Raw genomic sequence first — 25,201 nt, 5'->3', positions numbered from 1 at the left:
CGACAGGCCCGGCCGCGGGCGCAGGCCGCGGGCCAGCGCCATCCAGCATCGCAGGCGGCGCAAGGTCACCCCCATGCGGGCCGGCGGCGGCAGCGACCGGCTCGGCCGCCGCGGTCGGAAGTTGGGGCAGAACCAACAGGGGCAGCGCCGCCCCATTGGCCACTGCGGGCATGTCGCCGCCCGACTCGGCGCCTTCGACCTCGGCCGCGTTCTTCGCTGCGGATCCCGGCGTACCCCCGGGGTCTGCCAGATCCGGCGCGATGCGGCCCGTGCCGGCCTCGGCATCGACGACAAAGCCCGTCAGACTGCCCTTGCCGCCGTCGGGATCGCACGCTTGGCCTTCAAGCTGCGCAAGCACAGCCTGAAAGGCGGTGGCCGCCTCGGCCGGCGCCGCGCCCGCATCGGCACTGCGGGCCGCCCCCCGGGCAGAGGGGGCAGGCAAGGGCGGGGACGGGGCGATCTGAATGCTTTGCATGACCTGCGACTTCTGCCGTGGACCCCTTCTTTCTGCCCGCATCCGGTTACCGCTTTCTTTACCCCTGCGGGGGATAGTGCGGAAAATCCAACCGATCTGGACAGGAGGTGCCGGATGGATCTTCCCGCAATCGCGGGCGCGGCGGCGCCCGAAGACAGGCCGAACTCCGCAGCCCTTCTGCGCAAGGCGCAAGAGCTGGAGGCGGCGTTCCTGGCCGAGATGCTGGGTCATGCCGGGCTGGAGGGCGGGGCCGCGGACAGCGGCTTTTCCGGCGGGGTGGGCGAGGCGCAGTTCGCCTCGTTCCTGCGCGGCGAACAGGCGAAGCTGATCGTCGCCAAGGGCGGAATCGGCCTTGCCGAAACCCTGTTCCGGGCGCTGCAAGGGCCGGGCAATGACTGATCTGGAAGCGATTCTCGACGACAGCCGGGCCGCGCTTCTGGCCGGCGACATGGCGCGCCTTGCGGACCTGGCCGACGCGCTGGCGACGGCAGAGCCGCCATCAGATCCGGCGGCGCTGCACCGCCTGCGCCGGAAAGCCGAACGCAATGCGCAATTGCTGGCGGCGGCGCTGAAGGGCATTCGCGCGGCGCGCCGGCGGCTGCAGGACCTGACCGGACAGGGGCGGTCCTCGACCTATGACGCGCAGGGCAGGCGGGGCGAGATCGGGGCCGCGCCCCCGCCACCCGCCCGCCGTCTTTAGGCCCCGATGCGCGGGTTCGGTCAAATCCGCTGCAGTTCCCCGCCGCCGGACCGGCGGAAATTCAGGAATTGTTAGCCCTGCGCGGCGATCCTGCGCGCAGCATTCCAAGGCAGGAATGGCGCCCTCGGATTTCCGGGATTGGGCAAGGGACAGAAGGCCGCAACAGCCGCGCGAGGCGGCGTTTGATCCCTGCGCAAAGCGATGGGGAAAGAAAGGAAGCTATATATGTCGTCTATCCTGACGAATACGAGCGCAATGGTCGCCCTTCAGACGATGAAGGGCATCAACATGAGCATGAACAAGGTCCAGGCCGAAATCTCCACCGGCAAATCGGTGGGCTCGGCCAAGGACAATGCGGCGGTCTGGGCCATCTCGAAAGTGATGCAATCCGACGTCAAGGGCTTTCAGGGCATCTCCGACAGCCTCGCGCTCGGCTCCTCGACCATCTCCGTGGCCCGCAAGGCCGCGGAAACCGTCACCGATCTTCTGACCGAGATGAAGGGCAAGATCGTCGCGGCCCAGGAAGACAATGTCGACCGGGTCAAGATCCAGTCCGACATCGCCAAATATGTCGACCAGATCAACACCGTGGTCGGATCGGCCCAGTTCAACGGGCTGAATCTTGTCAACGGCACGCAATCGACGGTCGATATCCTGGCCTCGCTTGACCGCAGTTCGACCGGGGTCTCGGCCTCGTCGATCACGATCAATGCGCAGGATCTGTCGACGGGGGGCTATGTCGCCAATGACGTGTTCTCGGCCTCGACCGGGGGCACGATCTCGACCGATGCCGATACGTTCGTCCTGACCCTGGATCAGGGCGGCGGCACCGACGACATCACCTTCGCCGACGGGGCCAATGCCTGGTTGGCGGGGGACCGGATCTCGATTCGCATCGGGAATCAGGAGGCCTCCTATACGCTGACGCAGAACGATGTCGACGCGGGCAATGCCTCGCTGGCATCGACGGTCCCCGACATGATCGCGGTGGGTCTGAAGAACGCAATCGACGCCCTGGGCATCGATGGGCTGACGGTGAACTATGACAGCGCCAATCCCGGCCAGCTGGCCTTCGTGAATGACGGGACCGTCGACCTTTCGGTCTCGGGCCAGTATCGCAATGCCGGCTCCGGGGGGCTTGGGGCGCTGGACACGATCGACGTTTCGACCGCCTCGGCCGCCGCATTGGCGCTGGGGTCGATCGAATCCATGCTGCAGATCTCGATCGACGCCGCGGCCGAGTTCGGCTCGGCCCAGACCCGGATCGACATTCAGTCGGATTTCGTCGCACAGCTGTCGGATGCCCTGACGTCGGGCATCGGCACGCTGGTCGATGCCGATATGGAAGAGGCATCGGCGCGCCTGCAGGCGCTGCAGGTGCAGCAGCAGCTGGGCATCCAGGCGCTGTCGATCGCCAATCAGCAACCGCAGAACCTGCTGTCGCTGTTCCGCTAAGACGAGAGCGGCCGGGGCCCGCCAGGCCCCGGCACCTTTCCCTGAACGCCCTCACCAGCGGAGCCCCGGATCATGACCCAGATCGCACAGACAGGACTTTCCCCAATGGCCTATGCCCAGGCCGCGGCCACCCCGATGCGCACCGCGCGCGCCGCCGAATACGACGTGATCGCGCGCATCACCCGGCGGCTGAACCAGGCCAATGCCGGGCGCAAGCAGGATTATCCCGGCTTCATCGCCGCGCTCAGCGACAATGAACGCCTGTGGTCGCTGCTGGCCGCCGACGTGGCCGGCCCCGAAAATGGCCTGCCGGCGCAATTGCGCGCGCGGCTGTTCTACCTTTACCGCTTCACCGCCGATCACAGCCGCAAGATCCGCGCCGGCAGCGCCGGGGCCGAGATCCTGGTCGAGATCAACACCGCCGTTCTGCGCGGCCTTCGGGGCGAGGGGGCGGCGGCATGAGCGGGCTGGTCCTGAAACTCGGCCCGCATGAGCGGGTGTTGATCAATGGCGCGGTGATCGAAAACGGCGACCGGCGGTCGAAACTGGCGATCATGACGCCGAATGCCAATATCCTGCGCCTGCGCGATGCCATCCATCCCGAAGAGGCGAATACGCCGGTGCGCCGGGTCTGCTATGTCGCGCAGCTGGTCCTGTCCGGCGATGCCGATTCGGGCGATACGCGGCAGCAGCTGCTGCGCGGGATCGAACAGCTGAGCCAGGTGTTGACCGATCCTGACAGCCGCAGCCTTCTGGCCCAGGCCAGTCAGGCGGTACTGGCCGAGCAGCATTACCAGGTGCTGAAATGCCTGCGCAGCCTGCTTCCGCGCGAGGAGCGGCTTCTGGCCGCCGGCCGGGCATGAGTTTCCAGCCGGTCCTGCCGCTGTCCGGCTATGCCGGCTGGAGCTTTCTGAAACGCACGCAGGGCAAGCAGCAGGCCGCGCAGCAGGCCTCGCCCGTCGCGCAGCGCGAGGCAGAATATTTCCGCAAGACCATCGGCAAGATCCAGACGGCGAAGGATCTGGTCGCGGATCGCAGGCTGCTGTCGGTGGCGCTGACCGCCTTCGGGCTGGAGCAGGACATCAATTACAAGGCCTTCCTGCAGAAGGTGCTGCAGGATGGCAGCCTGTCCGACGATGCGCTGGCCAACAAGCTGTCGGACAAGCGCTATCTTGCCTTCTCGAAGGCCTTCGGCTTCGGCGATTTCGAGACGCCCCGCAGCCAGATGTCGGATTTCGCCGACAAGATCCTGGGCCTGTACAACCGGCAAAGCTTTGAATCGGCGGTGGGAGAGCAGAACAACACCTTTCGCCTGGCGCTGAATGCCGAACATGCGCTGACAGATCTGGCCAAAGGCGGGGGCAGCGAGAATGCGAAATGGTTTTCGATCCTGGGCAATGAGCCGCTGCGCCGGGTGATGCAGGGCGCGCTGGGCCTGCCCGACAGTTTCGCGCTGATCGACATCGACAAGCAGCTGGCAACGCTGAAAAGCCGTGCCCGAACGGTGCTGGGGGTCGAATCGGTCGGCCAGTTCGCCGAGCCCGCGGTGATGGAAAAGCTGGTGCGGACCTATATCGTCCGTGCCGAAATGGGCGGAAACGCCCGGCCCAGCAGCGCCGCCTCGATCGCACTGCAGATCCTGGGTCGCTGACCGGCGCGGGCGATTCCCGCGCCCCGGCTTGATCGGGGGGCTGCCTTTGGCCGGTCGCGGTCTTGCACAGGCCTGACATAGGCCTGACACGGGGCGGGCACGGCGGCGGGCAAGGCGGCGCCGGTCAGCGGCCGAACCGGGCCTTGCGGTCGGGCGGGCTTCTGTGGTCGAAAGGGGCTGCCGCACCGCAGCGATCCGCTCTGCCGGGCCCGCGGCAACCGGATCCGCCGCCCCATCCCGCCAGAAGCCGAGGCCCCGATGATCGACCCCACCGAGATGCGCCGCGTGCTGGGCCATTACGCCTCGGGCGTGGTCATCGTGACGGCCGCGGGCGCGGCGGGGCCGGTTGGAATGACGATGCAAAGCTTCCATGCCCTGTCGCTGGACCCCGCCCTGGTGGCATTGTTCCCGGCGAAATCCTCGACCACCTGGCCGCAGCTGGCGCCGGCCGGCCGGCTATGCGTCAATGTTCTGGCGATGGGGCAGGCCGGCCTGGCCCAGGCCTTCGCGCGGCGGGGCGAGAATCGCTTTGCCGGGCTGGACTGGCAGCCCGATGCCGGGGGCGCGCCGATGCTGGCCGGCGCCCTGGCGCATATTTCCTGCCGGATCACCCAGACCTATGACGGCGGCGATCACCACATCGTTGTCGCCGCGGTCGAGGCGCTGTCCGCCGACCCGACGGCCGAGCCTTTGGTCTTTTATCGCGGCACATTTCGCGCCCTGGCCGCCCCGATCTGAACGGCCGATCCGCCCGCCCGTTCCGCGTGTGATCGTTGCCGGATGCTAAACTATCCTGCGAATTACGTCTAACTTTCGCCATTTTCCTCGATCTAAATGAAGAAAATTTAGCGCAGGTCTCTGCTCTGTCCGGCTGCCTTCTGGGCGTCGGTCGGGTGGACCGGAAAGGCAAGAATGGCACCGATGCGGATTCTGGCGGTCGACGACGATCCCGTTTTCCTGATGCTTCTGGAACACGTGCTTGGCGCGATCGGTTATGCTGATCTGGTCAGCGTCAATTCGGGCAGCGAGGCCCTGGCGCGGCTGCGCGACCCGCGGCAGAAATTCGATTGCCTGCTCTTGGATATCGAAATGCCCGGCATGACCGGGATCGAGCTGTGCCGGCGCGTCCGCGCCATGCAAAACTATCATACGACGCCGATCGTCATGATCACCGCGATGAAATCGCTGGAACATGTCGAACATGCCTTCCGCGCCGGCGCCAATGACTATGTCCACAAGCCGATCGACGAGCTGGAGATGAAGACCCGGCTGCGCATGGTCGGCGATCTGATCGACGAACGCCGCCGCCGCGCCTCGGTCGAGACGCGCCTGTCGTCTGATTTCGGTCTGCCGGTGGTCAATGTCACCTTCGACGAGCCGGTGACGATCACCGAAGCCGGCAGCGTGATCAGCGCCCTGGCGCTTGAGAATTACGCTCTGACGCTGGGCCGGCTGCGGCTGATGGGGCAGGGCGTTCTGGCCTTCAAGGTTGCCAATGCCGAAAGCATCTACTGCGCCACCGACGGGGTCGGCTATATCGACACGATGGCCAATGTCGCCTCGGCGATCGACGGGGCGCTGAAGGCGCATAACCATCTGATCGCCTTTGCCGGCCAGGGCGAATTCGTCGCCATGGTGGCGCAGCGCGCCGATTTCGACACCGATCTTGTGCAGGATGAAATCGAACTTGCGCTGGATCGCTATGCGCAGCTGTACAAGGCGCTGGGCATTCCGCTGCCGGTCGTGCGCGTGGGCGAGATCCAGCATGCCGGGCTGTTCACACGCACCGCGGTGCCGCAGCTTTTCGCCGATGCCCGCCAAAGCGCGCGCAAACTGGCCTTCACGCATTGATCCGGCTCCGCGATGTACGTGCTTAATCCCGACATGAAGATCTCTTCGCCCGACCCGCGCGCCGAGCCGCCGAAAGACCCGTTCTTCGCGATCCGCCAGCGTTTTCTGGCCCTGGCGGAAACCTATGTGCTTGAAATCGCCATGCTGCGCCGGGCGGCCGAATCCCCCGCGCAGCTGCGCGAGTCGCTGACGGGCATCGGCCTGATCGCCCATCGCGTCTCGGGCGTGGCTGCGACGCTGGGCTATGACAGCCTGGGCGAGGCCGCCGCCAGCCTGGATCGGCAACTGACGCAGGCGCAGAAATCCGGCGCGCTGGACCTGCGAACCTTCGATCAACCGATTTCCATATTTCACGCCAGCCTCAGCAATGTGCTAGACGTCAGGCAATCTTGACAGAACTCTAGCTGCAAGCTGCACTTTACTGGCTGATCGGAAAGCGCCGCACCCGCGGTGCCCGACCATATTCACGGGGTCCAGAATGACAGAATGCTTCGAGGTCCAGCGCATCGACGCGCTCGGGGGTGTGACCTTGTTCTTCTGGCTCGGCATCTTCTACCTGCTGTATCGGTCGGGGCGCGAGTATTTCTTCGGCCGGCATTTCTTCGTCATCGCCCTGGCGGCGATGCTGTACTGGCTGATCGCCGTCTTCCTGGAACTCAGCTCGACCACCGAGGAGTGCAAGATCTTCTGGGCCAAGGCGGCCTGGCCGGCCATCGTGCTGCTGCCCACCGCCTGGGCCTTCTTCCTGACCGATTACGCCCTGGGCATGTCGCGCCGCCTGCCCACCTGGCGTTGCATGGCCCTGGTTCTGGGCCCGCTGGCCGCGGCGATCGTGGTGGCGACCAATGACTGGCACCATCTGTTCTACGGAACCGAGACCCGGATCACGATCATCGACGGGATTCCGGCGGTGGAATTCCAGCATGGCCCGCTGTTCCTGGCCTTCTCGGTCTATCTGTATCTCTACCTGGCCTGGGCGCTGATGGTGACGCTTCGCGGCTCGGTCCTGGCCAATGTCCAGCACCGGTCCTTCTTCATCGGCCTCTTGATGGTCACGCTGGTGCCGGTGCTGTGCAACATCTTCTATATCGGCTTCGGCTTCACGGTGCATGGCTTCGACCCCACGCCCTTCGGCTTCTCGATCAGCCTGTTTCTGCTGTCGCAGATGATCGCGCGCAATGTGCTGATGGATGTGGCGGTGATCGCCAAGGATCTGCTGTTCCACAATGCGCCCGATCCCATCGTCTTCCTGGACCGCGACGGCAACCAGGTGGGCCGCAACCCCGAAGCCCGGCGCATCTTCGGGCGCGAGCCGGGCAAATCCGACGGGATGGAGGCCGAAAACCAAGAGCTTCAGGGTTTCATCAGCGAGATCATCGACACCGCGGGCCATCCGACGCCCCGGGCGCTGACCATCCGCAACCGCTATTTCGACCCCGATGTCTTCCCGGTGCGCCAGCCCTTCGGCAGCGAGCATGTGGTGATCGGCTGGGTCCTGCGCCTGCATGATTCCACCGAACGGCGCTTCCTGTCAGGCGCCCTGCAGGCCGAGCGGGATTTCCTGTCGCGGCTGATGGAAACCAACCTGTCCGGGATCATCGCGCTCGATACGCGCGGCGGCATCCTGTTCATCAATGCCGAGGCCGAGCGGATCCTGGGCCTGCAGGCCGTGGCGGTGCGCGAGATCAATCTGGCCGATCCCCGCTGGGGCTTTGAATGGCCCGAAGGCACGCCGGCCTCGGGTCTGGCGCTGGCCTTCGCGCGGATGCTTCTGGACCACAAGCCGATCCGCAAGCGCCGGGTGTCGCTGTTGCGGCGCAGCGATGGCGAACGCCGGGTGATCTCGGTCAACGCGACGCTGCTGCAATCGACCGAGGCCGAGGCCAAGGTGGTGGTCTCGCTGGCCGATATCACCGACGAATACCGCACCGAGATCAGCCTGCGCGATGCCGCCGCCAAATCGGAATCGGAAAACCGCAGCAAGTCGCAGTTCATCGCCAATATGAGCCATGAGATCCGCACCCCGCTGAACGGGGTTCTGGGCATGGCCGAAGTGCTGGACCGGCTGGTGCAGGATGCCGAACAGAAGAAGATGCTGTCGACGATCCGCCATTCGGGAGAATTGCTGCTGACGATCTTGAACGACGTGCTGGATATGTCGAAGATCGAGGCGGGCAAACTGGAACTTGAGGCGGCGCTGTTCCGCCCCGAACAGATCGCCTCGCGCGTGCATGAGCTTTACGCGGTTGCGGCCGATGAAAAGCGGCTCGATCTGGAAATCTACACCAGCGGCCGGCCCGACATGCCGCGCATCGGCGACCCGCACCGGCTGATGCAGATCCTGCAGAACCTGGTCAGCAACGCGATCAAATTCACCCATGAGGGCGAGATCTCGGTCGTCTTCTCTTGCCCGCCGGGCAAGCCCATGGTCATCGAGGTGCGCGATACCGGCATCGGGATGAACAACGAACAGGCGCAGCGCATCTTCAACGCCTTCGAGCAGGCCGATGGCAGCGTGACAAGGCGCTTCGGCGGCACCGGGCTGGGCATGGCGATCGTGGCGAAGCTGGTCGAGCTGATGCAGGGCCGGATCGAAGTGGAAAGCCAGCTGGGCGAAGGCACGACCGTGCGGGTCATCCTGCCGCTGGAAGAGGCCTGATCCTTAGCCCCGCTGCGCCAGGCCCCGGATCGCGGTCAGAAAGGCCTCGGCCCGGATCGGCTTGGGCAGGACCAGATCGGCCAGCGCCGAGGCGGTATTGCCCGGAATCTGCCCCGAGGCATCGGCGGCGGCGCTGAACAGCACCATGGCCGAGGCTGCGTTCAGAGACTGGCTGGCGCGCAGATGGCGGATCAGCCGGTCGCCCTTGATCTCGGGCATGTTCAGATCGAAGATCAGCACATCGAAGCGCTGGGTCTGGGCCAGTTCCAGCGCCGCCCGGCCATCGGCCGCTTCGGTCAGCATGGCTTCGGGCAGGGTCGCGATCAGATGCCCGACGATGGCCCTGTTGATCTCGTCATCATCGGCGACAAGAATCCTGATCGGTCTGGCGGACGCTTCCATTCGTTTGGGCACTATCGCGTATTGCCCGGGGCTTGCGTCGTCATCTGGCACGAATGATCCTTTCAGACAAAAACAAATTGGCATTCGGAAAGCAGCGGGTCAGGCGAAGGTCGGGAATGCCAAGATCACGCATAAAACACTTGCCCCGGATAACGCTGGGACGCGTGCAGTCTGTCTTGGACGGGCGCCTTCGATCAAGACCCTTCCACAGGCGATCAGGATAAAGCCGCGCGGTGTTGCAGCCGCGCTGAATGACCGGGCACTCTGGCGAATGGCGCCGCGCAATTGCGCCGGGCCGCACAGCGCGAAATCGTTTCGCCGCCAAGGCAAGGCGCGGAAATCGGCCAATAATTCCGGCGCTGGGCAATTGGAATTGCCGGGCCCTGGACAATCGGTTTCCGGCGGTCATGGCAGGTCTTAGGCGCGCGGCAGCTCGCGCATTCCGGTCCGCAAGGTCAGGATCGCATGCATCAGATCCTTGCGCCGGAACGGCTTGGCCAGATGGGTGTCGAAGCCCGCCACCAGATAATCCGCCACCTGATTGACCAGTGCATTGGCCGTAACCGCAATGGCCGGCGTCGGTGTCAGCGCCTTTTCCTGTTCCGTGGCGCGGATTTCGCGGATCGCGGTGACCCCATCCATCACCGGCATCGAGATATCCAGCAGCAGCAGATCGAACTGGTCCGAACGCCAGCGGTCCAGCGCCTCTTTGCCATCGTTCACGCTGACAAGCTCGGCCTTGGTGTCGGCCAGCATCTCTTCCAGCACCAGCCGGTTGGTGGGGCTGTCATCGGCGATCAGAATCCGCGTTCCGGCCAGGCTGGCGCTTTCCTCCTGCGGGCGGACATCCTGTTCGACACAGTCCAGCTCGACCTCATCCAGCGGCAGGGTCAGGCGCACCGTCTGGCTGGACGGGCCCGACACCGCCGAAACCGACCCACCCATCGCCGCGACCGCGCGTTCAACCGCCTCATCCGCCGCCAGCCGGCTGGTCGAAGACACGATTTCCACCGTCACGGGCTTGTCGGCCTTGGCGCTCAGCTTCAGCCGCAAGCTGCTGTCGCCGTTCTGGAACGGCGCCGGGCCGATGATCTGGCGCAGCACCTGTTCCAGCGCATCCGCATCGCCCATCCGGCCCTTTTCGCAGCCCAGGCTGTTGAACGCCTCGAACCGTGCGCCGACCGTTTCGGCCATCGGACCGTAATCGGCTTCGAGCTTGCGAAGCACCTCGATCGGGCGGAAGGGGCTGACGTTCACTTTGGATCCGTTTCATTCAGGAGAAGGGCGGCACACCGGAGACGAATTGGCCTTAGAGCCGAAATCGCGCACCATCAACTACACATCGGGGTCGGGGGCAAACACCCCCGGTTTCACCGCCCATTTTCCCGACAACGCGCAAGTCGCGTTTCGGCTCCGTGTCGGTCAATGAAACTTGATCCCGCATAGTAAAACAATATCAGGTCCTCGAGGGCCAACACAACTCAAAGCTGTGATGATTGACTAACAAATCAACCTCTAACCCGTTCCCGTGCAAGGCGTGACCTAGCGTAAACATTTGGGGCGCCCGCACGCTCTGCCGAAGCAGAAACATATACTCGGAAGACATGATCACGCGGCCCGGATGGCTTGCGGCGGCGGCGCTATTTCAAGCTTCTGAAAAACAAGAAATTTCACCTTCCCATCACCGCGGCGCCAAACTGCGCCCTGATTTCCGGCGCCGCGCGGGGCACCGGCGGCTTTCCGCCAGCGCCAGATCCCGCGGCGCGCGCGCAGGGCACAATCTGCCTCGCCCAACCGCTCAGGCCGTCTTCAGCGCTTCGTCCTGCACCAGCGCGGCCTGCTGGCCGATGGCCGCAATCGCCTCGTTCAGCAGATCGGCCGCCGACACGTCCTTGCCCAGCGGCTTGCTGATCGCCGGCCCGACCTTGACCAGCGGCGCCGGCAGATCGTCGCGCTGGTAGATCTGGTCGAAATCGGCCATGCGGCTGCGGATCTGGTCTTCCAGCAGCAGGATGTCGGGTTCTTCGGCGGCATTGGTCACCGCAACGAAAACCCCATCCCCCGCGTAGGAAATCATCGCATTGAACCGCTTCAGCACGGTTTCGATCGTCACGCCCACATCATAAAGCGCGTTCATGAAATCGATCCGCCGCCCCGCATCGAAAAGACTGCGGGCATTGTGGATCGAAATCGCCAGAACATCGGTGTTCAGCGCGTTCTTTCCGCTCAGCGAAGTCAGGTAATTTTCCATCGCCGAATAGGCGATGATCCGGTCAAAGCCCTGCAGAACGACCGGCGCCTCCAGGGCGAATTCGATCTCTTCGACCTCGCCGATTTCCTCTTCGCCCTCGAAGGGCAGGGGCGAGCGCTGTTCCAGCAGAACATTGCGTGCCTGCTCGTCGATCAGCCGTTCCACCATCGTCATGCGCGCGCGCAATTCCAGCGGATCCAGTGGCTTGGTCAAATAGTCCGAGGCGCCGGCGGCAAAGGCCTCTTCGATGAATTCGCGATCGGTCATCGCGGTGACCATGACGATCGGGGTGCGCTTGTAGCCGGCGACCGCACGGATCTTGCGGCACAGTTCCACCCCGTTCATCCCGGGCATGCGGATGTCCAGCAGAACGCAGTCGAAAACCGCCTTGCCCGATTCCAGCTCGCGCAGCGCCTCTTTGGCGGAATAGATCGGCGTCACGTCCGTCAGATTCAGATCCTGAAGGGCGACCTCCAGAATTTCCAGGAACAGGGGTTCGTCATCGACGGCTAGGATCTTCATTGTTCTACCTTTCGCCGATTGGGTCAGGGCCTTGATCTGGCTGTATTACTCGACTTTGACTCAACTGGTAGGTGATATGTGGGGAAAAATATTGGTCAGATTGGGGTATTACTGTGGCCGTCCTGTGGCGGGATCGGCGGCGGTTTTCCGGGCAGGCTTTCAGATCAAGCACTTACTCGGCCGGCTCTGCCATTTTCAGCGGCAGCGACACATGGACCGTCGTTCCGACATCCGGCTCGCTTTCCAGGGTGATTTCACCCCCCATCAGCTCGACCAACTCGCGCACGATCGACAGGCCCAGCCCGGTGCCGCCGAAGCGGCGGGTCACGCTGCTGTCGGCCTGTTCAAAGCTTTTGAACACCCGGTCGCGCTGATCGGCGGTCATCCCGACGCCGGTATCGCTGATCGAGAAGGTCACCGGCCGGCCCGGGCGGCAGGAAACCGTCAGCGAGACCCCGCCCTCGGACGAGAACTTGATCGCATTGCTCAACAGGTTGCTCAGCACCTGCTGGATCCGGTGCGGGTCGCCGATCCGCGGAATTTCCGCCCCTGACGAGGTGATGACCTCGAAATCTAGGCCCTTCTCGGCCGCCTGGATCGAATAGACCGCCTCAAGCTGCTGCAGGATGTCCAGAAGCCGCAGCGGCACATATTCGATGTCGATCTTGCCGGCTTCGATCTTCGACATGTCCAGGATCGAATTCAGCACCGACAGCAGCGTCTCGCCCGAGCGGCGGATCGTGGCGATCATCCGGCTTTGCTCGGGATCCTTGATCTGCAGGCTCAGCACCTCGGCCAGGCCCAGAACGCCGTTCAGCGGCGTGCGGATCTCGTGGCTCATATTGGCCAGGAAGATCGACTTCGACTTGCTCATCGCTTCGGCATGGGCCAGCGCGTCTTCCAGCTGGGCGGTCACTTCCAGCTGCTGGGTGATGTCGCGGAACGAGATCGCGGTGTGGATGCGGCCATTGCCGGCGTCGAAGGGCGTTGCATTGCAGGTCAGCACCTGGCGCCGGCCATCGGGCCAGCGCACGGCGACGCGCAGGTCGCGCAGCAGTGCATTCTCGCGCCGCGCCCTTTCGCAGGGCCCCTCGCCCGCCGCCAGCGGGTGGCCGTCGACATGTTCCATCCGCCAGCGCAGCTCGCCATCCTGCCGGCCCATATACAGGCCCGGCTTCAGCTTCAGGATATGCTCGGCCTCGGCATTGCAATATTGCAGGATATTGTCGCCGTCATAGATCGCGAAGGCGGCGACATTGCTTTCCAGCGCCGATTTCAACAGGATATCGCTTTGCCGGATATCCAGTTCCAGCTGCTTCTGTTCGCTGATGTCGATGTCGACGCCTTCAAACTGCCGCGGGTGGCCTTCGGCATCGCGGCCGACGATCCGGCCGCGCGACAGCACCCAGACCCAGCGGCCGTCGCGGTGCAGCATGCGGAATTCATGCTCGAACACATCGGGCGACAGGGCGGCCGATTGCGGCGTGTCGGTTTCCAGCATCCCGCGGTCGTCGGGATGGACCAGATCCATGAACTCGGCATGCGGAATCGAGATGTCGGTATTGGTCTGCACCCCGATGATCCGCGCCCAGTGCTGGCAGCCGGTCATCATCGCGCGGCCCAGATCCAGCGACCAGGTTCCGACCCGCGTCGCCTCCATGATGTTGCTCAGCCGCTGCTCGGCCAGTTCCCGCTGTTCCAGCGCCCGCCACAGCCGTTCGTTGGCCGTATCCAGCTCGGCCATCTGCCGGTGGCGCACGGTGATGTCGATCATCGCCGAGATCAGCCCGCCATCCGAGGTGCGCTTGTTGACGCGCCGGAACCAGCGCCCGTCCTTGATCTGCAACTCGTCGCTGTAGCTGGCCTGCCGGAACGGCGCCAGCGTCTCTTCCTCGTAGCGCTGCCATTTCTTCGGGTCCGACGGCCCGTCGAAATAGCCCCGTTCAACCCCGACCCGCACCAGCTCGGACAGCGTCACCCCCGGCACCAGCGCATCGGCCATCCGCGCGAAGGCGCGGCGATGCGCAGGGTTGCAGATCACCAGCCGGTCCTGGGCATCGAAGATCATGATGCTGTCGGGCAGGGCGTTCAGCGCGTTTTCCAGCCGAAGCTGCGCGGCGGCGGCCTCGGTGGCCAGCTTGCCCAGCGCGATCTTCTGCTCTTCCAGTTCCGTCACCACCGTCTCGACCGAGACAAAGCCCTGCAGCACGCCCTCGGTGCTGAACAGCGGCAGGATGTTGAAATCCACATAGAAGTGGCGGCCGTGACGGTCCTTGTTGACCATCTGGCCGCTGAACGGCCGGGCCGCGGCAATCGCCTCGGCAACGCCGGCCGATATCGCCGGATCGCTTTCGTCGCAGCGCACCAGATCGGTGATCACCTGGCCGTGGATCTCGTCCAGGGTCCAGCCGGTATGGCGCTCGAAGGCAGGATTGACCCAGGTCACCCGCAGATCGGGATCGACGATGATGACAAGGTTGCTCATCGCCCGCATCACGCTGTCCATCCGGCTCAGCTCTTCCCGCATCAGGTGTTCGCGGGTGATGTCGCGGGCCAGGAAGATCGCCGTCGGCGGCTGGTCGGGCTCGTCCGAGGGCCTGCGCGCGCCGCGCAGCTCCAGCAGATGCGGGCCATCGGCGCGGGCGCTTTGATAGGTCACGCCAGAGATCTTGCCGTGGCGCATCACCGTCTGCAGGGCGTGATGCATGATCCGGGCGGCGGGCGGCGACAGAACCTCGTCCAGCGACAGGCCGGTCACGTTCAGATCGGGCTGCGGCAGCATCCGGCGCGGGCCGGTCATGAAACTGGTATAGCGCGCCGCGCTGTCCACCTCGAACATCAGGTCGGGCAGGGCTTCCACCGTGCGGATCAGCCGGGCCGTGGGTTCGCCGCGCGGGCTGCGGTTGCCCGCGCGGGTCTGCAGATCGCCCAGCAAGGCCGCGCATTCGCGCAGGAAGCCGGGGTCACGACTGGGATCACGGTCGTCGCCCGGCCCGGGCGGCGGCGCGTGGCACAGAAGCCCGGTCAGCCGGTCGCCCAGCAGCATCGGCGCCAGCACCACGGGGCCGGCCTTCTTCTGCAGCAGGAACCGGCGCAATCCGGGCGCTGCGGTCAGCTGCCCCGGATCGGCAACCGCCAGCGCCTCGGGCACGGCCTGCTGCAAGGCCGGCGCCGATCCGATCCGGTCCTCGGGGTCTGCCTCGCAGAACTCGGCCAGGCTGTTGCCGTCTTCGGGCAGGAACAGCCAGGCCCGCCCGCCGCCCGACAGCGCGATCAGCCGGGCATAGCACTGGCGCAGATCGGGGCCCGTGCCGGTGGCCGGCGCTGCCGTCATGTCGCGCAGAAACCGAATGATCTCGATCGGCCGTTCCATCCGAGCATTCCCTGCCGGGCCGATCTGCCCGCGCGACGCATAAGGCCCGACGCCCGGTCCGGTTGGGTCTGCCGATTGGCAGAGATCAGGCGCCTGCGACGATGGCATGGCAAACTCGCGAATTGCGGCCGGGGCGTCGTCCGGCAAAAGGTTAACCAATCAGACGATGAATCCCTCGCGCGCCGAAGTCTAGGCCAAACGTTGTGAAATGGCCCTTGCCCGTACGTCTTAGGGTTGAAAAGCCAATCGGGCTGCGGAATTGCGACAGGTTCCCGCGGCCCGGCCCTGCCCGACCGGCCAGGATCGGCCAAGACCGGCGGCCCGGGGAATCGCCCCCCGGGCCACCGGGTCGGGCCGCATCTTCGCGGCCTCGGCTCAGCCCGCGGCGCCTGCCGCCTGCAGAAGCCGCGCCACATGCGCCGGGCCGGTCGGGCGGATTCCGTTCGGGTTCAGCGCCTTGATCGAGTAATAGCCGCGGGTGATATGGTCCATGTTCACCGTGCTGGCCACGCCGGGCAGGCGCAGCACCCGCTCCAGATAGGCCAGCAGGCGCGGGTAATCGGCGATCTGGCGGCGATTGGCCTTGAACAGCCCGTGATAGGCGGCGTCAAAGCGGATCAGCGTCACGAAGGCGCGGATATCGGTTTCGGTCAGCCGGTCGCCGAACAGGAAATCGCCCTGCAGCCGGTCCTCCAATTCGTCCAGCATCGCAAAGACGCCCTCGACCGCCTCGTCATAGGCGCCCTGGGTGCTGGCAAAGCCCGCCTTGTAGACGCCATTGTTCAGCTTGTCATAAAGCCGGGCGTTCAGCGCGTCGATCTCGGCGCCCAGATCCGCGGGGTAAAGCCGCAGATCCGAAGGGGCCAGCGCCTCGAAGGCGGTGTCGAACATCCGCAGGATATCGGCGCTTTCATTGTTCACCATCACGCCCTGCTTCATGTCCCACAGGACCGGAACCGTGGCGCGGCCGGTATAGTCCGGGTCGGCGCGGGTGTAGATCTCGTGCAGATGGCGGGCGCCGAACAGCGGGTCTTCCTCGGCGCCGGGATAGCCGCCGAAGGCCCAGCCTTCCGCGCCAAGCGTCGGGTTCAGCACCGTCACCGGGATCAGCGCCTCAAGCCCCTTCAGCTTGCGCCCGATCAGCGCGCGCGAGGCCCAGGGGCAGATCAGCGCCACATACAGCCGATAGCGCCCCGCTTCGGCGGCGAAGCCGGCCTGTCCGGTCGGCCCCGCGCTGCCATCGGGGGTGATCCAGTTGCGGAAGCTGGACACCTGGCGCAGGAAGCGGCCCTTCTCGTCGGATTTCTGCACCGGCTGCCAATCGGTCGTCCATTTTCCGTTCACCAGCATTGCAGATCTCCTTCAGGCAGAATGAAACACGAAAGACCGCATCGAGACCGAGGCCAGGTCGATCGTATCGGTCATGAAGCGCAGCGAATCGCGCGCATCGGCGGCGCCGGCAATGGTCAGCGCGGGCAGGTAGTGATCCACCGACGGATGCGCCAGGCGGAACAGCGCCCCCAGCGCCTCGCGGTCGGCCAGGGCGGCCATATCACGCTTTTCCAGCGTCTCGGCAAAGACCGTGTCGAATTCCAGCGCGAAATCGTGCGGTTTGCCGCCCATCCGCATGGCGCGCAGATTATGCACCACATTGCCCGATCCCAGGATCAACACGCCGCGGTCGCGCAGCGCAGACAGGCTGCGCCCCACCTCAAGCTGATAGGCAAGCTCGCGGCTCATGTCGATCGAGACCTGAAACACCGGCACATCCGCCTTGGGGTAAAGATGCGCCAGCACGCTCCAGGCGCCATGGTCCAGACCCCAGCTGTCATCCTCGGCGCCGTGATGGCTGGCCAGAAGGCTGACGACATCGCGCGCCAGATCGGGGGCGCCGGGGGCCGGGTAGGTCTTGGCGTAAAGTTCGGGCGGGAAGCCGTAGAAATCATGGATCGTGCGCGGCAGGGCCGAGACATCGACCAGCGTCGTCCCCTGCGTCATCCAATGCGCCGAAACCACCAGAATCGCCTTGGGTCGCGGCAGGGTCCGGCCCAGATCGGCCCAGGCGCGGCTGGCGGCCGTGTCCTCGATGGCATTCATCGGGCTGCCATGGCCCAGAAAGACCAGCGGCATCCGGTCCGACGGCGACAGCCGGTCATGCAATGCGGTCAGGCTTTGCGGGGTGATCATGATCTTGCTCCTTCCGGGCGAAGACAGGGGGCCGCCAGACCGGCGGCCCGCCGCAGAGATGGCCTTAGGCCCAGGCGCCAAGCGCTTTTTGCAGCGCCGGGATGCGCAGGGCCAGCGCGCCGCTGCCCAGGATCAGGATCACGCCCTGCACCAGTGCCCAAAACAGCGGGAATTCCCAGCCGCCGCCCGGGTTCGAGAAGGTCCAGCCATTGCCCGAATGCACCCAGGTCGCGCCCAGCAGCACCGCGATCATCCCCAGCGAGACCAGCCGGGTGGCAACGCCCAGAATCAGCGCCACCCCGCCGCCCAGCTCGGCCAGAATGGTCAGATAGGCAAAGACGCCGGGCAGGCCCAGGCTTTCGAAATAGCCCACCGTGCCGGGAATGGTGAAGACGAAGATCTTCATCAGCCCATGGGCCAGGAACAGGACGCCGCTGCCCAGACGCAGCAGAAGGGCGGCCGTGTCGGCCGAAGAGGTGGCGGATGCCGAAGCGGAAGTGGACATGGTGCAATCCTTTGCAATCAGGGGTCAGGAGTCGCGCAAGCCGGCCATCGCGTGGCGCCGTTGCGATCTGGGCCCAAGCTAGGCCTTGCCATCCTTCAACGAAATGAAGACTTTGTTGAATGACTATCCCTGATTTGTTCCGAAAGGCCGGACCATGGACATTCTTGACCAGCTGCGGTCCTTCGTGGCCACCGCGCAGACCGGCTCTTTCACCGCCGCGGCCGAGCAATTGGGCCTGTCGAACCGGCTGACCTCGAAATACGTGGCCGAACTGGAATCGCGCCTGGGCGTGCGGCTGTTCCAGCGCACCACCCGCAAGGTCGGGTTGACCCCGGCGGGCGAGGATCTGCTGGCCCGCGCGCCGGCGCTGCTGGACGATTTCGACGCGCTGCTTTCCGATCTGGCCGAAGGCTCCACCGGCTTTTCCGGGGTGATCCGCATCTCGGCCCCGGTGACCTTCGGCGAGATCTATGTGGCGGGCATGCTGGGCCGCTTTGGCGCGAAGAACCCGGCGCTGACGCTGGATCTGCGGCTCAGCGACCGCTACGCCGACCTGGCGGGCGAGGGGATCGACCTGGCCTTCCGCATGGGCCGCAGCGAAACGCTGTCGCTGAAGACCCGCAAGCTTGGGCTGTTCCGCAGCATCCTGGTCGCAAGCCCCGGCTATGTCGCGCGCTTCGGTGCGCCCGATACGCCCGCGGCGCTGGCCGGGCGGGACTGCATCGTCGACACCAACCGCCGCCAGCCGCGGCGCTGGGTGTTTCACCGCGACGGGGCCGAGACGCTGGCCGAGGTGCAGGGCCGTTTTCAGGTGAATTCGGCCAGCGCGGCGGTGGCCTTGGCCGAAGACGGGCTGGGCATCGCCTATGTGCCGCGTTTTGCGCTGGGCGACCGGCTGGACCGCGGCGCGCTTGTGCCGCTGCTGCCGGGCTATGACACTGACAGCAATCCGCTGAGCGCAGTCTATCTGGAAGGCCGCGCTTTGCCGCGCAAGGTGCGGGCGCTGATCGATTTCGCGGCCGAGGATATCCGCTCGGCCGCGATCCTGTAGCGGCTACAGGCTGTCGCGCCGCAGCGGCGTGGTGCTGCAATGCAGCCCGCCGCCATTCTTGTGGACCGCCGCATAGGGCAGGCTCACCCAGCTGACGCCCGCCGCCGCCAGCCGGTCCAGCGTGCGGTTGCTGGCGCCTTCCGGCATCAGCAGCTTGCCCGGCGCGATGGCCAGGCTGTTGACGATCCACGGGTCGTCGGCCGGGTCGATCTCGACAGTGCGGATGCCGCGCCGGCCCAGCTCTTCCAGGAAGGAATAGGGCAGGCCCATCGGGTTCAGCAGCGCCAGATCGCGGTCGACCATCAGGAAGCTGACATCCAGATGAATGTCATAGCCCGACAGTTCCACCACCAGCAGCTCCACCCCCTGCCGGGCCAGCACCTCGCCCACCTGGGCGGCGCCCTCGGCATTCACCCGCACGCCCACGCCGATCGCGCAGGTCTTTTCGTTCAGCCAGGCGAAACTGCCGCCTTCCATGATGCCGGTGCCGTTGATGGTGCGCAGGATCGGAATGCCAAGGCCGGCCAGCGTGCGCGTCACCGCCAGTTCCTCGCCCCGCCGGATCCGCGCGCCCATCCGGCAGACGATCGCGCCGCCCTTCACCATGATGAACGGATCGCGGGTATAGACCTGCTTCAGCCGGTTGCCGGCCTCGCCCTGCATGAAATGCACCGTCACGCCCTCGGCCTGCAGCGCCGCGACAAAGCCGTCATGCTGGGCCTGCATCAGCGGCAGATCCGGCAGCGTGTCCGACTGGAAGTACCAGCCCACTGCCGGATCGCCATAGGATCCGATCTCGTCCAGCCGCTTTGCCGGATCGACCACCGCCATTTCGGGGCCCGGCCGGTGCATCAGGATATCGCGGATCTGCCCCACGTCATTGTCGATGCCCCAGACCCGGCCCCAACTGGCCGTCAGCTCGGCCTCGTCTTCAAAGGCGGGCTCGGCGCCGGCGGCGAAGGTCTTGATCGTCTGGGTATAGATCCAGTGCGGATTGGTCATCGCGGTCTCCAGCAAAGGCCAGCGGGCGCATGAAGGCATCCTGCCCCGCGGCCGCCGTGCTGGGCCAAGACTTGCGCTTTGCCCCTAGCCCTGCAAGGGGCCTTCGCGCCCGGCCGTGCCGGCCGCCTGGTCCAGCAGCGCCGCCATCACCGGCTCTGACAGGTTCAGCGCCCGCGCCGCCTCGGCGGGCGAGGTGACGACGCGGGCCCTGATCGGGCTGGCAAAATCAAGGATCTGCTCCAGCATCCGCGCCATGCCATATTGCATTCCGGTCTCGACCAGAAACACCGCCTGGCAATCCTGCGGCAGCCGCTGAAAAACGGCTGCCAGGGTTTGCACAGCACCGAAGATGCTTGAAAAATCGGCAATCACCTCGGCGGCGCGGATGTCCCACAGCAGGCGATGGCTGGGATCGAAGCTGGAATTCTCCACATGGTCAATAAAGGCGCGCCGGCCGACCGAGGCCGTCAGCTGCCCGTCGAAACGGCACAGCGCAAGGCCAAGATCGGCATGCACCTTCCACGCGTACACTACAACTCCTCGCCAGTGACCGGATAGCCCGGTCACCTGCCCCGCCTATCCTATCAGGCGAGTTCGGTCTCTACGTCAATATTGCCTCTGGTTGCATTCGAATAGGGGCAGATGAAATGACCGCGCTCAACGATCTTTTCGGCCACAGCCCGCTCCAGCCCCGGCAGCTTCACCACCAGCTTCACCTTCAGCCCGAACCCGCCATCCGACCGCGGGCCGATGCCGACATGGGCATTGACCGTGGCGTCATCGGGCACGCTGCCCAGCTTCTCGCTTTGGGCGGCAAAGCGCATCGCGCCCAGATAGCAGGCGGCATAGCCCATGGCGAACAGCTCTTCCGGGTTGTGGCCCAGGCCCGACCCGCCCAGTTCCTTGGGGCTGGCCATGTTGACGGTCAGCTTGCCATCGGCCAGCTTCGCCAGCCCGTTGCGCCCGCCGCCGGTGGCAAGGCCTTCGGTCCAGTATTTGGCATCGACTGTCATCGGAGTTTCCTATCGTTTGCGATTTGATCGTGCACGATTTATATTTTGCCGGATCGAGTCTGTCAACTGATTCATCGCTTGCGTTTCTATCGCGCGCGATCTAACTATCTGCGATGACCCTCGCACCCACCGACATGCTGTGCTTCGCGCTGCATTCCGCGGCCCATGCCATGCATGCAGCCTATGCCCCGCTGTTGGATCCGCTGGGCCTGACCTATCCGCAATATCTGGTGCTTTCTGCACTTGCAGCGCAGGACGGGCAAAGCGTTGGCGAAATCGGCGCGCAGCTGCGGCTGGAATCGAACACGCTGACGCCGCTTCTGAAGCGGATGGAATCGCAGGGCTGGGTGCAGCGCAAACGGGCCGAAGACGATGAGCGCCAGGTCCGCATCCGCCTGACCGATCAGGGCCGCAGCCTGGCCGAACAGGCCGCCGGCGTGCCCCGCGCCTTTGCCGAACGCACCGGGCTGGACCTGCCCGAGATCGTCGATCTGCGCGATATCCTGGTCACGCTGCGCGACCGGCTGAAGCCGGCGAGGTCCTGAGGCCCTTCCCGCAACCCCTTGATCTTGCGTCTGAAAGCGGATGCCCCGCCAGGGGCACCCGCCAGAATTCGCGCGCCGTCAGGCAAGACGGCCGCGGGCGATGCGCAGGAATTGCGTCAGACGGCTGCCCCCTTCGGCGCTTTCGCTGCGGTGCCAGGTTTCGCGCTTGGCGCGCGACAGGCGCAGGAAATGCTTCACCCGGGCCCCCGTCGTCGGTTTGCGTTTGTCAGCCAGGTGCTTGGTCATCGCAGGTCCTCCTCTTGAAAGGACAGCCTAGCACAACCGCGCCCCTGGCCCCAGCCCCCAGTCCTGCACCTGCATATCGTCCTGCAGCTGCATATCGCCCTGCAGCGGCACAGCGCCCTAGCCTTGCGAAAGCCGCCCCACCGCCCATCGGGCCGCATCGGCGACCGTCGGGTCCTCATCGCCGCTCAGCCGCTGCGCCAGTGGCAACAGCCGCGCCGCCCCGGAATTTCCGATCGCATACAGCACATTGCGCACGAACCGCCCCCGACCGATCCGCTTGATCGGCGACCCGGCGAACCGTGCCCGGAAGGCGGCATCATCCAGCCCCGCCAGTTCGGCCAGCTCGGGCAGCCCGACCCGCGGCTGATAGCCGATCTCTTGCGCGGCCACCGCGAACTTGTTCCAGGGGCAGGCCGCCAGACAATCGTCGCAGCCATAGATCCGGTTGCCCATCAGCCCGCGCAGATCCTCATCCACCGGCCCGGCATGTTCGATCGTCAGGTATGAGATGCAGCGCCGCGCATCCAGCTGATAGGGCGCGGGAAAGGCGCCGGTCGGGCAGGCCTGCAGACAGGCGCGGCAACTGCCGCAATGGCTGGTCTCGGCCGCATCCGCCGGCAATTCCAGCGTGGTGAAGATCGCGCCCAGGAAGAACCAGTTGCCCAGATCGCGGCTCAGCAGATTGGTATGCTTGCCTTGCCAGCCCAGCCCCGCCGCCTGGGCCAACGGCTTTTCCATCACCGGCGCCGTATCGACGAACACCTTGATCTCGGCCGCCACCCCCTGCCTTGCGGCATGGTCCATCAGCCAGCGCCCCACCCGCTTCAGCCGCCGCTTCACCAGATCGTGGTAATCCTTACCCTGGGCATAGCAGCTGATCACCCCGCGCTCGGGCTGCGCCAGCCCCGCCGTCGGGTCGCTTTCCGGCGTATAGGTCTCGGCCAGCATCACCACGGCCCGCGCCTCGGGCCACAGGGCCGCGGCCGAGCCGCGCCAGCCCTCGCGCGCCTCCATCCACTGCATCTGCCCGTGCCGCCCCTCGGCCAGAAAGGCCCGCAACCGCCCCGCCGCTTCGGGCACCGCATCCGGCCGGCAGATCCCCATGGCGGAAAACCCTTCCGCAAGGGCCTGCGCCCGCAAGGCCCCCTTCATCTGTCGATAAATATCCCGGGGGTCCGGGGGCTGGCCCCCGGGGTCTCCGCCCCGCGCCGCGTCAGAAATCCAGGTCGGCATAATGCGGCGGGGGCGGGAAGCCCGGCACCTGATCGGCCAGCAAGGTGCGGAACGAGGGCCGCGACTTGATCTTGGCGTACCAGTCCTTCACCACCGCGAAACTGTGCCAGTCCACATCGCGGATGTAATCCAGACAGGACAGATGCGCCGCCGCGGTGAAATCGGCCAGCGTCATCACATCGCCCGCCAGCCAGCGCCGCTGATCCAGGATCTGGGTCATATAGGCCAGGTGATACTTGATCTGGCTGGCCCCGAATTTCACGTTGCGCGAATCCGGATAGCCCTGGCCGGTGACCTTCTTGTTCACCCGCTCGTACAACAGCTTCGAAGTCACCTCGTTGTGGAACTTGTCGTCGAACCAGGCGCAGAGGCGGCGCACCTCATAGCGCGCCTCGGGGTCGCGCGGCATCAGCTGCGGCTGCGGCACCGTCTCTTCCAGATATTCGCAGATCGCCTGGCTTTCGCTCAGCACCCGCCCTTCCATCCGCAAGACCGGCACCTTGCCGGCCGGGTTGCGGCGCAGGAAATCGGGCGAGGGGTCCCAATAGCGTTCCTCGACCAGTTCGACCTCGATCTTCTTCTCGGCCAGCGTCAGGCGGACCTTGCGGCAGAAGGGGGAAAGCGGAACGTGATACAGTCGGTTCATGGCGAAAGGGACCTTCGGGATTTCCCCTTCCTATCCGCTTGCCCAAGCGGCTTGCAATCCCCGGGCCCGCTCAGCGCTCGAAACAGGCGGATCGGCCGTCAGCGGCAATGGTTTCGGCCCCCGACAGGATCTGCCGCGTCCGCTTGCGCACGAAATCCGACGGTTTCGAGGCGCTGCGGTTCTTCGGATCGGGCAGCACCGCCGCCAGCCGCGCGGCCTGGGTGGGCGTCAGGTCCTTGGCATCGACGCCGAAGTAATGCCGCGCCGCCGCCTGCACGCCGAAGACGCCTTCGTCGAATTCGGCGACGTTCAGATAGACCTCAAGGATGCGCCGTTTCGACCAGATCAGCTCCACCGCCGGGGTCAGCGCCGCTTCCATCGCCTTGCGCGGCCAGCTGCGCCCCTGCCAGAGGAAGACATTTTTCACCACCTGCTGGCTGATGGTCGAGGCGCCGCGATTGCTGCCCGCCTCGATCGCCTGGCGGATCGCCGTCATGTCAAAGCCCCAATGGCTGCAGAAATTCGCATCCTCGGCCGCCACAGCGGCGCGGCCCATCACGGGCGCGATCTCGTCCCAGCTGACCCAGTCCTTCTCGATTCCGCCCAGCCGCCAGGATTCCTGCAGCTGATACAGGTTGATCGGCGGCGGCACGATGGCGAACAGCAGGATCAGCAGCGCGAAGACCCCGATCCCGCCCGCCAGACCCCGCAACAGCCAGCGCCGCAGCCGCTTCAGCGTCAGCCTTGGCCGGGGCGCGGGCGCCGCAGGTTTCGCCTTGCGGGCGCGGGGCTTTTTCTCGGCGGTCTCGGACATGCCCCCATAGGCCCGAAGCCCGGGCGCGGGTCAAGGGTATCGCACACGCAGCCGTGACCGCGCCACAGCGCCGGAACGCGGCCGGCCGCCCGTATCACCCGCATGACCCCGATGAGAGGAGCAGAAATCATGGCGAAACCGATGATCCTTCCCGCCGCGTTGCTGGCCGTCCTGGCGCTGGGCAGCCTGCCGCTGATGGCGCAAGACAGTACCACCGCCCCGCGCCCCGCCCCGGCCGCCGATGCGGGCTTCCGGCTGGATCTTGGCGCCGGGCGCAGCCTGCGCATCGATTGCGGCGCCACCGCGATCGACGCCTGCCTGGCCGCGGCCGGCCCGGTGATCGACAAGCTGGCTGCGACCCCGCCGGTGATGTCGCCGATGGGCGGCAAGGGCGACATGGGCAAGCATGGCAAGAAGGGCCATGGCAAGGGTCATGGCAAAGACCATCGCGGTCCCGAAGGGAAGGGCGGGCCTGGCGACATGGGCCAGGGTGCCAGTGCTGGCCCCGGTGCCGGTCCCGGCAAGGGGCCCGGCGCGGGTCCCGGCGACTGCCCGGAAGGCCAGGCCGAGTGTCCGGCCCCGGGCCAGGGCGCGGGCCAACCCTGAGGCTTGCAAAAGCA

Annotated in this window: 27 protein-coding genes and 1 pseudogene; 13 read left to right on the top strand and 15 right to left on the bottom strand. The window is 65.7% G+C overall.

The window, feature by feature from the left end; genetic code table 11:
• Window positions 1–475, bottom strand: a pseudogene (locus K1Y73_RS09135) (hypothetical protein); the annotation flags it as partial.
• A 114-nt stretch (window positions 476–589) separates the two neighbouring features.
• On the opposite strand from K1Y73_RS09135, the gene K1Y73_RS09130 reads away from it, so the two are divergent.
• The 10 genes from K1Y73_RS09130 to K1Y73_RS09085 all read left to right on the top strand — a co-directional run bounded on the left by K1Y73_RS09130 (window position 590) and on the right by K1Y73_RS09085 (window position 8,791).
• Complete coding sequence (locus K1Y73_RS09130; protein ID WP_225027980.1) at window positions 590–874, top strand: rod-binding protein; 285 nt, start codon at window positions 590–592, stop codon at window positions 872–874.
• Window positions 867–1,175 (top strand): hypothetical protein, encoded by a 309-nt coding sequence (locus K1Y73_RS09125; RefSeq protein WP_225027979.1) that lies wholly within the window; start codon window positions 867–869, stop codon window positions 1,173–1,175. Before K1Y73_RS09130 ends, K1Y73_RS09125 begins: the two co-directional genes overlap by 8 nt.
• Window positions 1,176–1,376: 201 nt before the next feature.
• Window positions 1,377–2,630, top strand: coding sequence for a flagellin (locus tag K1Y73_RS09120; RefSeq protein WP_318248231.1), 1,254 nt, complete (start codon window positions 1,377–1,379; stop codon window positions 2,628–2,630).
• Between the two features lie 72 nt (window positions 2,631–2,702).
• Window positions 2,703–3,092 carry a flagellar biosynthesis regulator FlaF gene (gene flaF / locus K1Y73_RS09115; protein WP_225027977.1) on the top strand — a complete coding sequence of 130 codons (390 nt, stop codon included), beginning with the start codon at window positions 2,703–2,705 and terminating at the stop codon, window positions 3,090–3,092.
• A complete protein-coding gene (gene flbT, locus K1Y73_RS09110) occupies window positions 3,089–3,493 on the top strand; it encodes a flagellar biosynthesis repressor FlbT (protein WP_225027976.1) in 405 nt (134 codons plus the stop codon). Before flaF ends, flbT begins: the two co-directional genes overlap by 4 nt.
• Complete coding sequence (locus K1Y73_RS09105; RefSeq protein ID WP_225027975.1) at window positions 3,490–4,281, top strand: DUF1217 domain-containing protein; 792 nt, start codon at window positions 3,490–3,492, stop codon at window positions 4,279–4,281. Before flbT ends, K1Y73_RS09105 begins: the two co-directional genes overlap by 4 nt.
• A 258-nt stretch (window positions 4,282–4,539) precedes the next feature.
• Entirely contained in the window at window positions 4,540–5,019 is a 480-nt protein-coding gene (locus K1Y73_RS09100; RefSeq protein WP_225027974.1) for a flavin reductase family protein, read from the top strand.
• Between the two features lie 183 nt (window positions 5,020–5,202).
• Complete coding sequence (locus K1Y73_RS09095; protein WP_225027973.1) at window positions 5,203–6,132, top strand: response regulator; 930 nt, start codon at window positions 5,203–5,205, stop codon at window positions 6,130–6,132.
• 33 nt (window positions 6,133–6,165) lie between these two features.
• Window positions 6,166–6,525: an Hpt domain-containing protein gene (locus tag K1Y73_RS09090; protein ID WP_225027972.1), complete on the top strand. Its 360-nt coding sequence runs from the start codon at window positions 6,166–6,168 to the stop codon at window positions 6,523–6,525.
• Window positions 6,526–6,610: 85 nt separating this feature from the next.
• Window positions 6,611–8,791, top strand: a complete 2,181-nt coding sequence (locus K1Y73_RS09085) for a sensor histidine kinase (protein WP_225027971.1) — start codon at window positions 6,611–6,613, stop codon at window positions 8,789–8,791.
• A 3-nt stretch (window positions 8,792–8,794) separates the two neighbouring features.
• Here K1Y73_RS09085 and K1Y73_RS09080 read toward each other — a convergent pair whose 3' ends face one another.
• The 7 genes from K1Y73_RS09080 to K1Y73_RS09050 all read right to left on the bottom strand — a co-directional run bounded on the left by K1Y73_RS09080 (window position 8,795) and on the right by K1Y73_RS09050 (window position 18,031).
• Complete coding sequence (locus tag K1Y73_RS09080; RefSeq protein ID WP_225027970.1) at window positions 8,795–9,193, bottom strand: response regulator; 399 nt, start codon at window positions 9,191–9,193, stop codon at window positions 8,795–8,797.
• A 417-nt stretch (window positions 9,194–9,610) separates the two neighbouring features.
• Window positions 9,611–10,450 (bottom strand): response regulator, encoded by an 840-nt coding sequence (locus tag K1Y73_RS22120; RefSeq protein ID WP_225027969.1) that lies wholly within the window; start codon window positions 10,448–10,450, stop codon window positions 9,611–9,613.
• Between the two features lie 541 nt (window positions 10,451–10,991).
• On the bottom strand, window positions 10,992–11,966 hold the full coding sequence (locus K1Y73_RS09070; protein ID WP_225027968.1) for a response regulator: 975 nt from the start codon (window positions 11,964–11,966) through the stop codon (window positions 10,992–10,994).
• Between the two features lie 172 nt (window positions 11,967–12,138).
• Window positions 12,139–15,339, bottom strand: coding sequence for a PAS domain-containing sensor histidine kinase (locus K1Y73_RS09065; RefSeq protein WP_225027967.1), 3,201 nt, complete (start codon window positions 15,337–15,339; stop codon window positions 12,139–12,141).
• 375 nt (window positions 15,340–15,714) lie between these two features.
• Window positions 15,715–16,689, bottom strand: coding sequence for a glutathione S-transferase family protein (locus K1Y73_RS09060; protein ID WP_225027966.1), 975 nt, complete (start codon window positions 16,687–16,689; stop codon window positions 15,715–15,717).
• Window positions 16,690–16,701: 12 nt separating this feature from the next.
• The gene (ygiD, locus tag K1Y73_RS09055) at window positions 16,702–17,526 is read right to left on the bottom strand and encodes a 4,5-DOPA-extradiol-dioxygenase (protein WP_225027965.1); all 825 of its coding nucleotides are present in this window, start codon (window positions 17,524–17,526) and stop codon (window positions 16,702–16,704) included.
• 64 nt (window positions 17,527–17,590) lie between these two features.
• Window positions 17,591–18,031 carry a DoxX family protein gene (locus K1Y73_RS09050; protein ID WP_225027964.1) on the bottom strand — a complete coding sequence of 147 codons (441 nt, stop codon included), beginning with the start codon at window positions 18,029–18,031 and terminating at the stop codon, window positions 17,591–17,593.
• Window positions 18,032–18,185: 154 nt separating this feature from the next.
• Here K1Y73_RS09050 and K1Y73_RS09045 point away from each other — a divergent pair, with 154 nt between their 5' ends.
• Entirely contained in the window at window positions 18,186–19,082 is an 897-nt protein-coding gene (locus K1Y73_RS09045) for a LysR family transcriptional regulator (protein WP_225027963.1), read from the top strand.
• Window positions 19,083–19,085: 3 nt separating this feature from the next.
• On the opposite strand, the gene K1Y73_RS09040 is transcribed toward K1Y73_RS09045, so the two are convergent.
• The 3 genes from K1Y73_RS09040 to K1Y73_RS09030 form a co-directional block, all read right to left on the bottom strand.
• Window positions 19,086–20,084, bottom strand: a complete 999-nt coding sequence (locus K1Y73_RS09040) for a dimethylarginine dimethylaminohydrolase family protein (protein WP_225027962.1) — start codon at window positions 20,082–20,084, stop codon at window positions 19,086–19,088.
• Window positions 20,085–20,168: 84 nt separating this feature from the next.
• Window positions 20,169–20,615, bottom strand: coding sequence for a hypothetical protein (locus K1Y73_RS09035; protein WP_225027961.1), 447 nt, complete (start codon window positions 20,613–20,615; stop codon window positions 20,169–20,171).
• 53 nt (window positions 20,616–20,668) lie between these two features.
• Window positions 20,669–21,097: an organic hydroperoxide resistance protein gene (locus K1Y73_RS09030; RefSeq protein WP_225027960.1), complete on the bottom strand. Its 429-nt coding sequence runs from the start codon at window positions 21,095–21,097 to the stop codon at window positions 20,669–20,671.
• 113 nt (window positions 21,098–21,210) lie between these two features.
• On the opposite strand from K1Y73_RS09030, the gene K1Y73_RS09025 reads away from it, so the two are divergent.
• Window positions 21,211–21,642 carry a MarR family winged helix-turn-helix transcriptional regulator gene (locus K1Y73_RS09025; RefSeq protein WP_225027959.1) on the top strand — a complete coding sequence of 144 codons (432 nt, stop codon included), beginning with the start codon at window positions 21,211–21,213 and terminating at the stop codon, window positions 21,640–21,642.
• 78 nt (window positions 21,643–21,720) lie between these two features.
• Here K1Y73_RS09025 and K1Y73_RS09020 read toward each other — a convergent pair whose 3' ends face one another.
• From K1Y73_RS09020 to mtgA, 4 genes are all read right to left on the bottom strand, one after another.
• Window positions 21,721–21,888, bottom strand: coding sequence for a hypothetical protein (locus K1Y73_RS09020; protein WP_225027958.1), 168 nt, complete (start codon window positions 21,886–21,888; stop codon window positions 21,721–21,723).
• Between the two features lie 117 nt (window positions 21,889–22,005).
• On the bottom strand, window positions 22,006–23,040 hold the full coding sequence (queG, locus tag K1Y73_RS09015; RefSeq protein WP_225027957.1) for a tRNA epoxyqueuosine(34) reductase QueG: 1,035 nt from the start codon (window positions 23,038–23,040) through the stop codon (window positions 22,006–22,008).
• 61 nt (window positions 23,041–23,101) lie between these two features.
• Complete coding sequence (gene fzlA / locus K1Y73_RS09010; protein WP_225027956.1) at window positions 23,102–23,767, bottom strand: FtsZ-binding protein FzlA; 666 nt, start codon at window positions 23,765–23,767, stop codon at window positions 23,102–23,104.
• Window positions 23,768–23,837: 70 nt separating this feature from the next.
• Complete coding sequence (mtgA, locus tag K1Y73_RS09005) at window positions 23,838–24,581, bottom strand: monofunctional biosynthetic peptidoglycan transglycosylase (RefSeq protein ID WP_225027955.1); 744 nt, start codon at window positions 24,579–24,581, stop codon at window positions 23,838–23,840.
• Window positions 24,582–24,710: 129 nt separating this feature from the next.
• Here mtgA and K1Y73_RS09000 point away from each other — a divergent pair, with 129 nt between their 5' ends.
• Window positions 24,711–25,187 (top strand): hypothetical protein, encoded by a 477-nt coding sequence (locus K1Y73_RS09000; RefSeq protein ID WP_225027954.1) that lies wholly within the window; start codon window positions 24,711–24,713, stop codon window positions 25,185–25,187.
• The last annotated feature ends 14 nt before the right edge of the window (window positions 25,188–25,201 follow it).

This window comes from Xinfangfangia pollutisoli (assembly GCF_020179405.1).
Taxonomy (GTDB): domain Bacteria; phylum Pseudomonadota; class Alphaproteobacteria; order Rhodobacterales; family Rhodobacteraceae; genus Pseudogemmobacter; species Pseudogemmobacter pollutisoli.
This window is presented reverse-complemented; position numbering and strand designations above follow the sequence as displayed.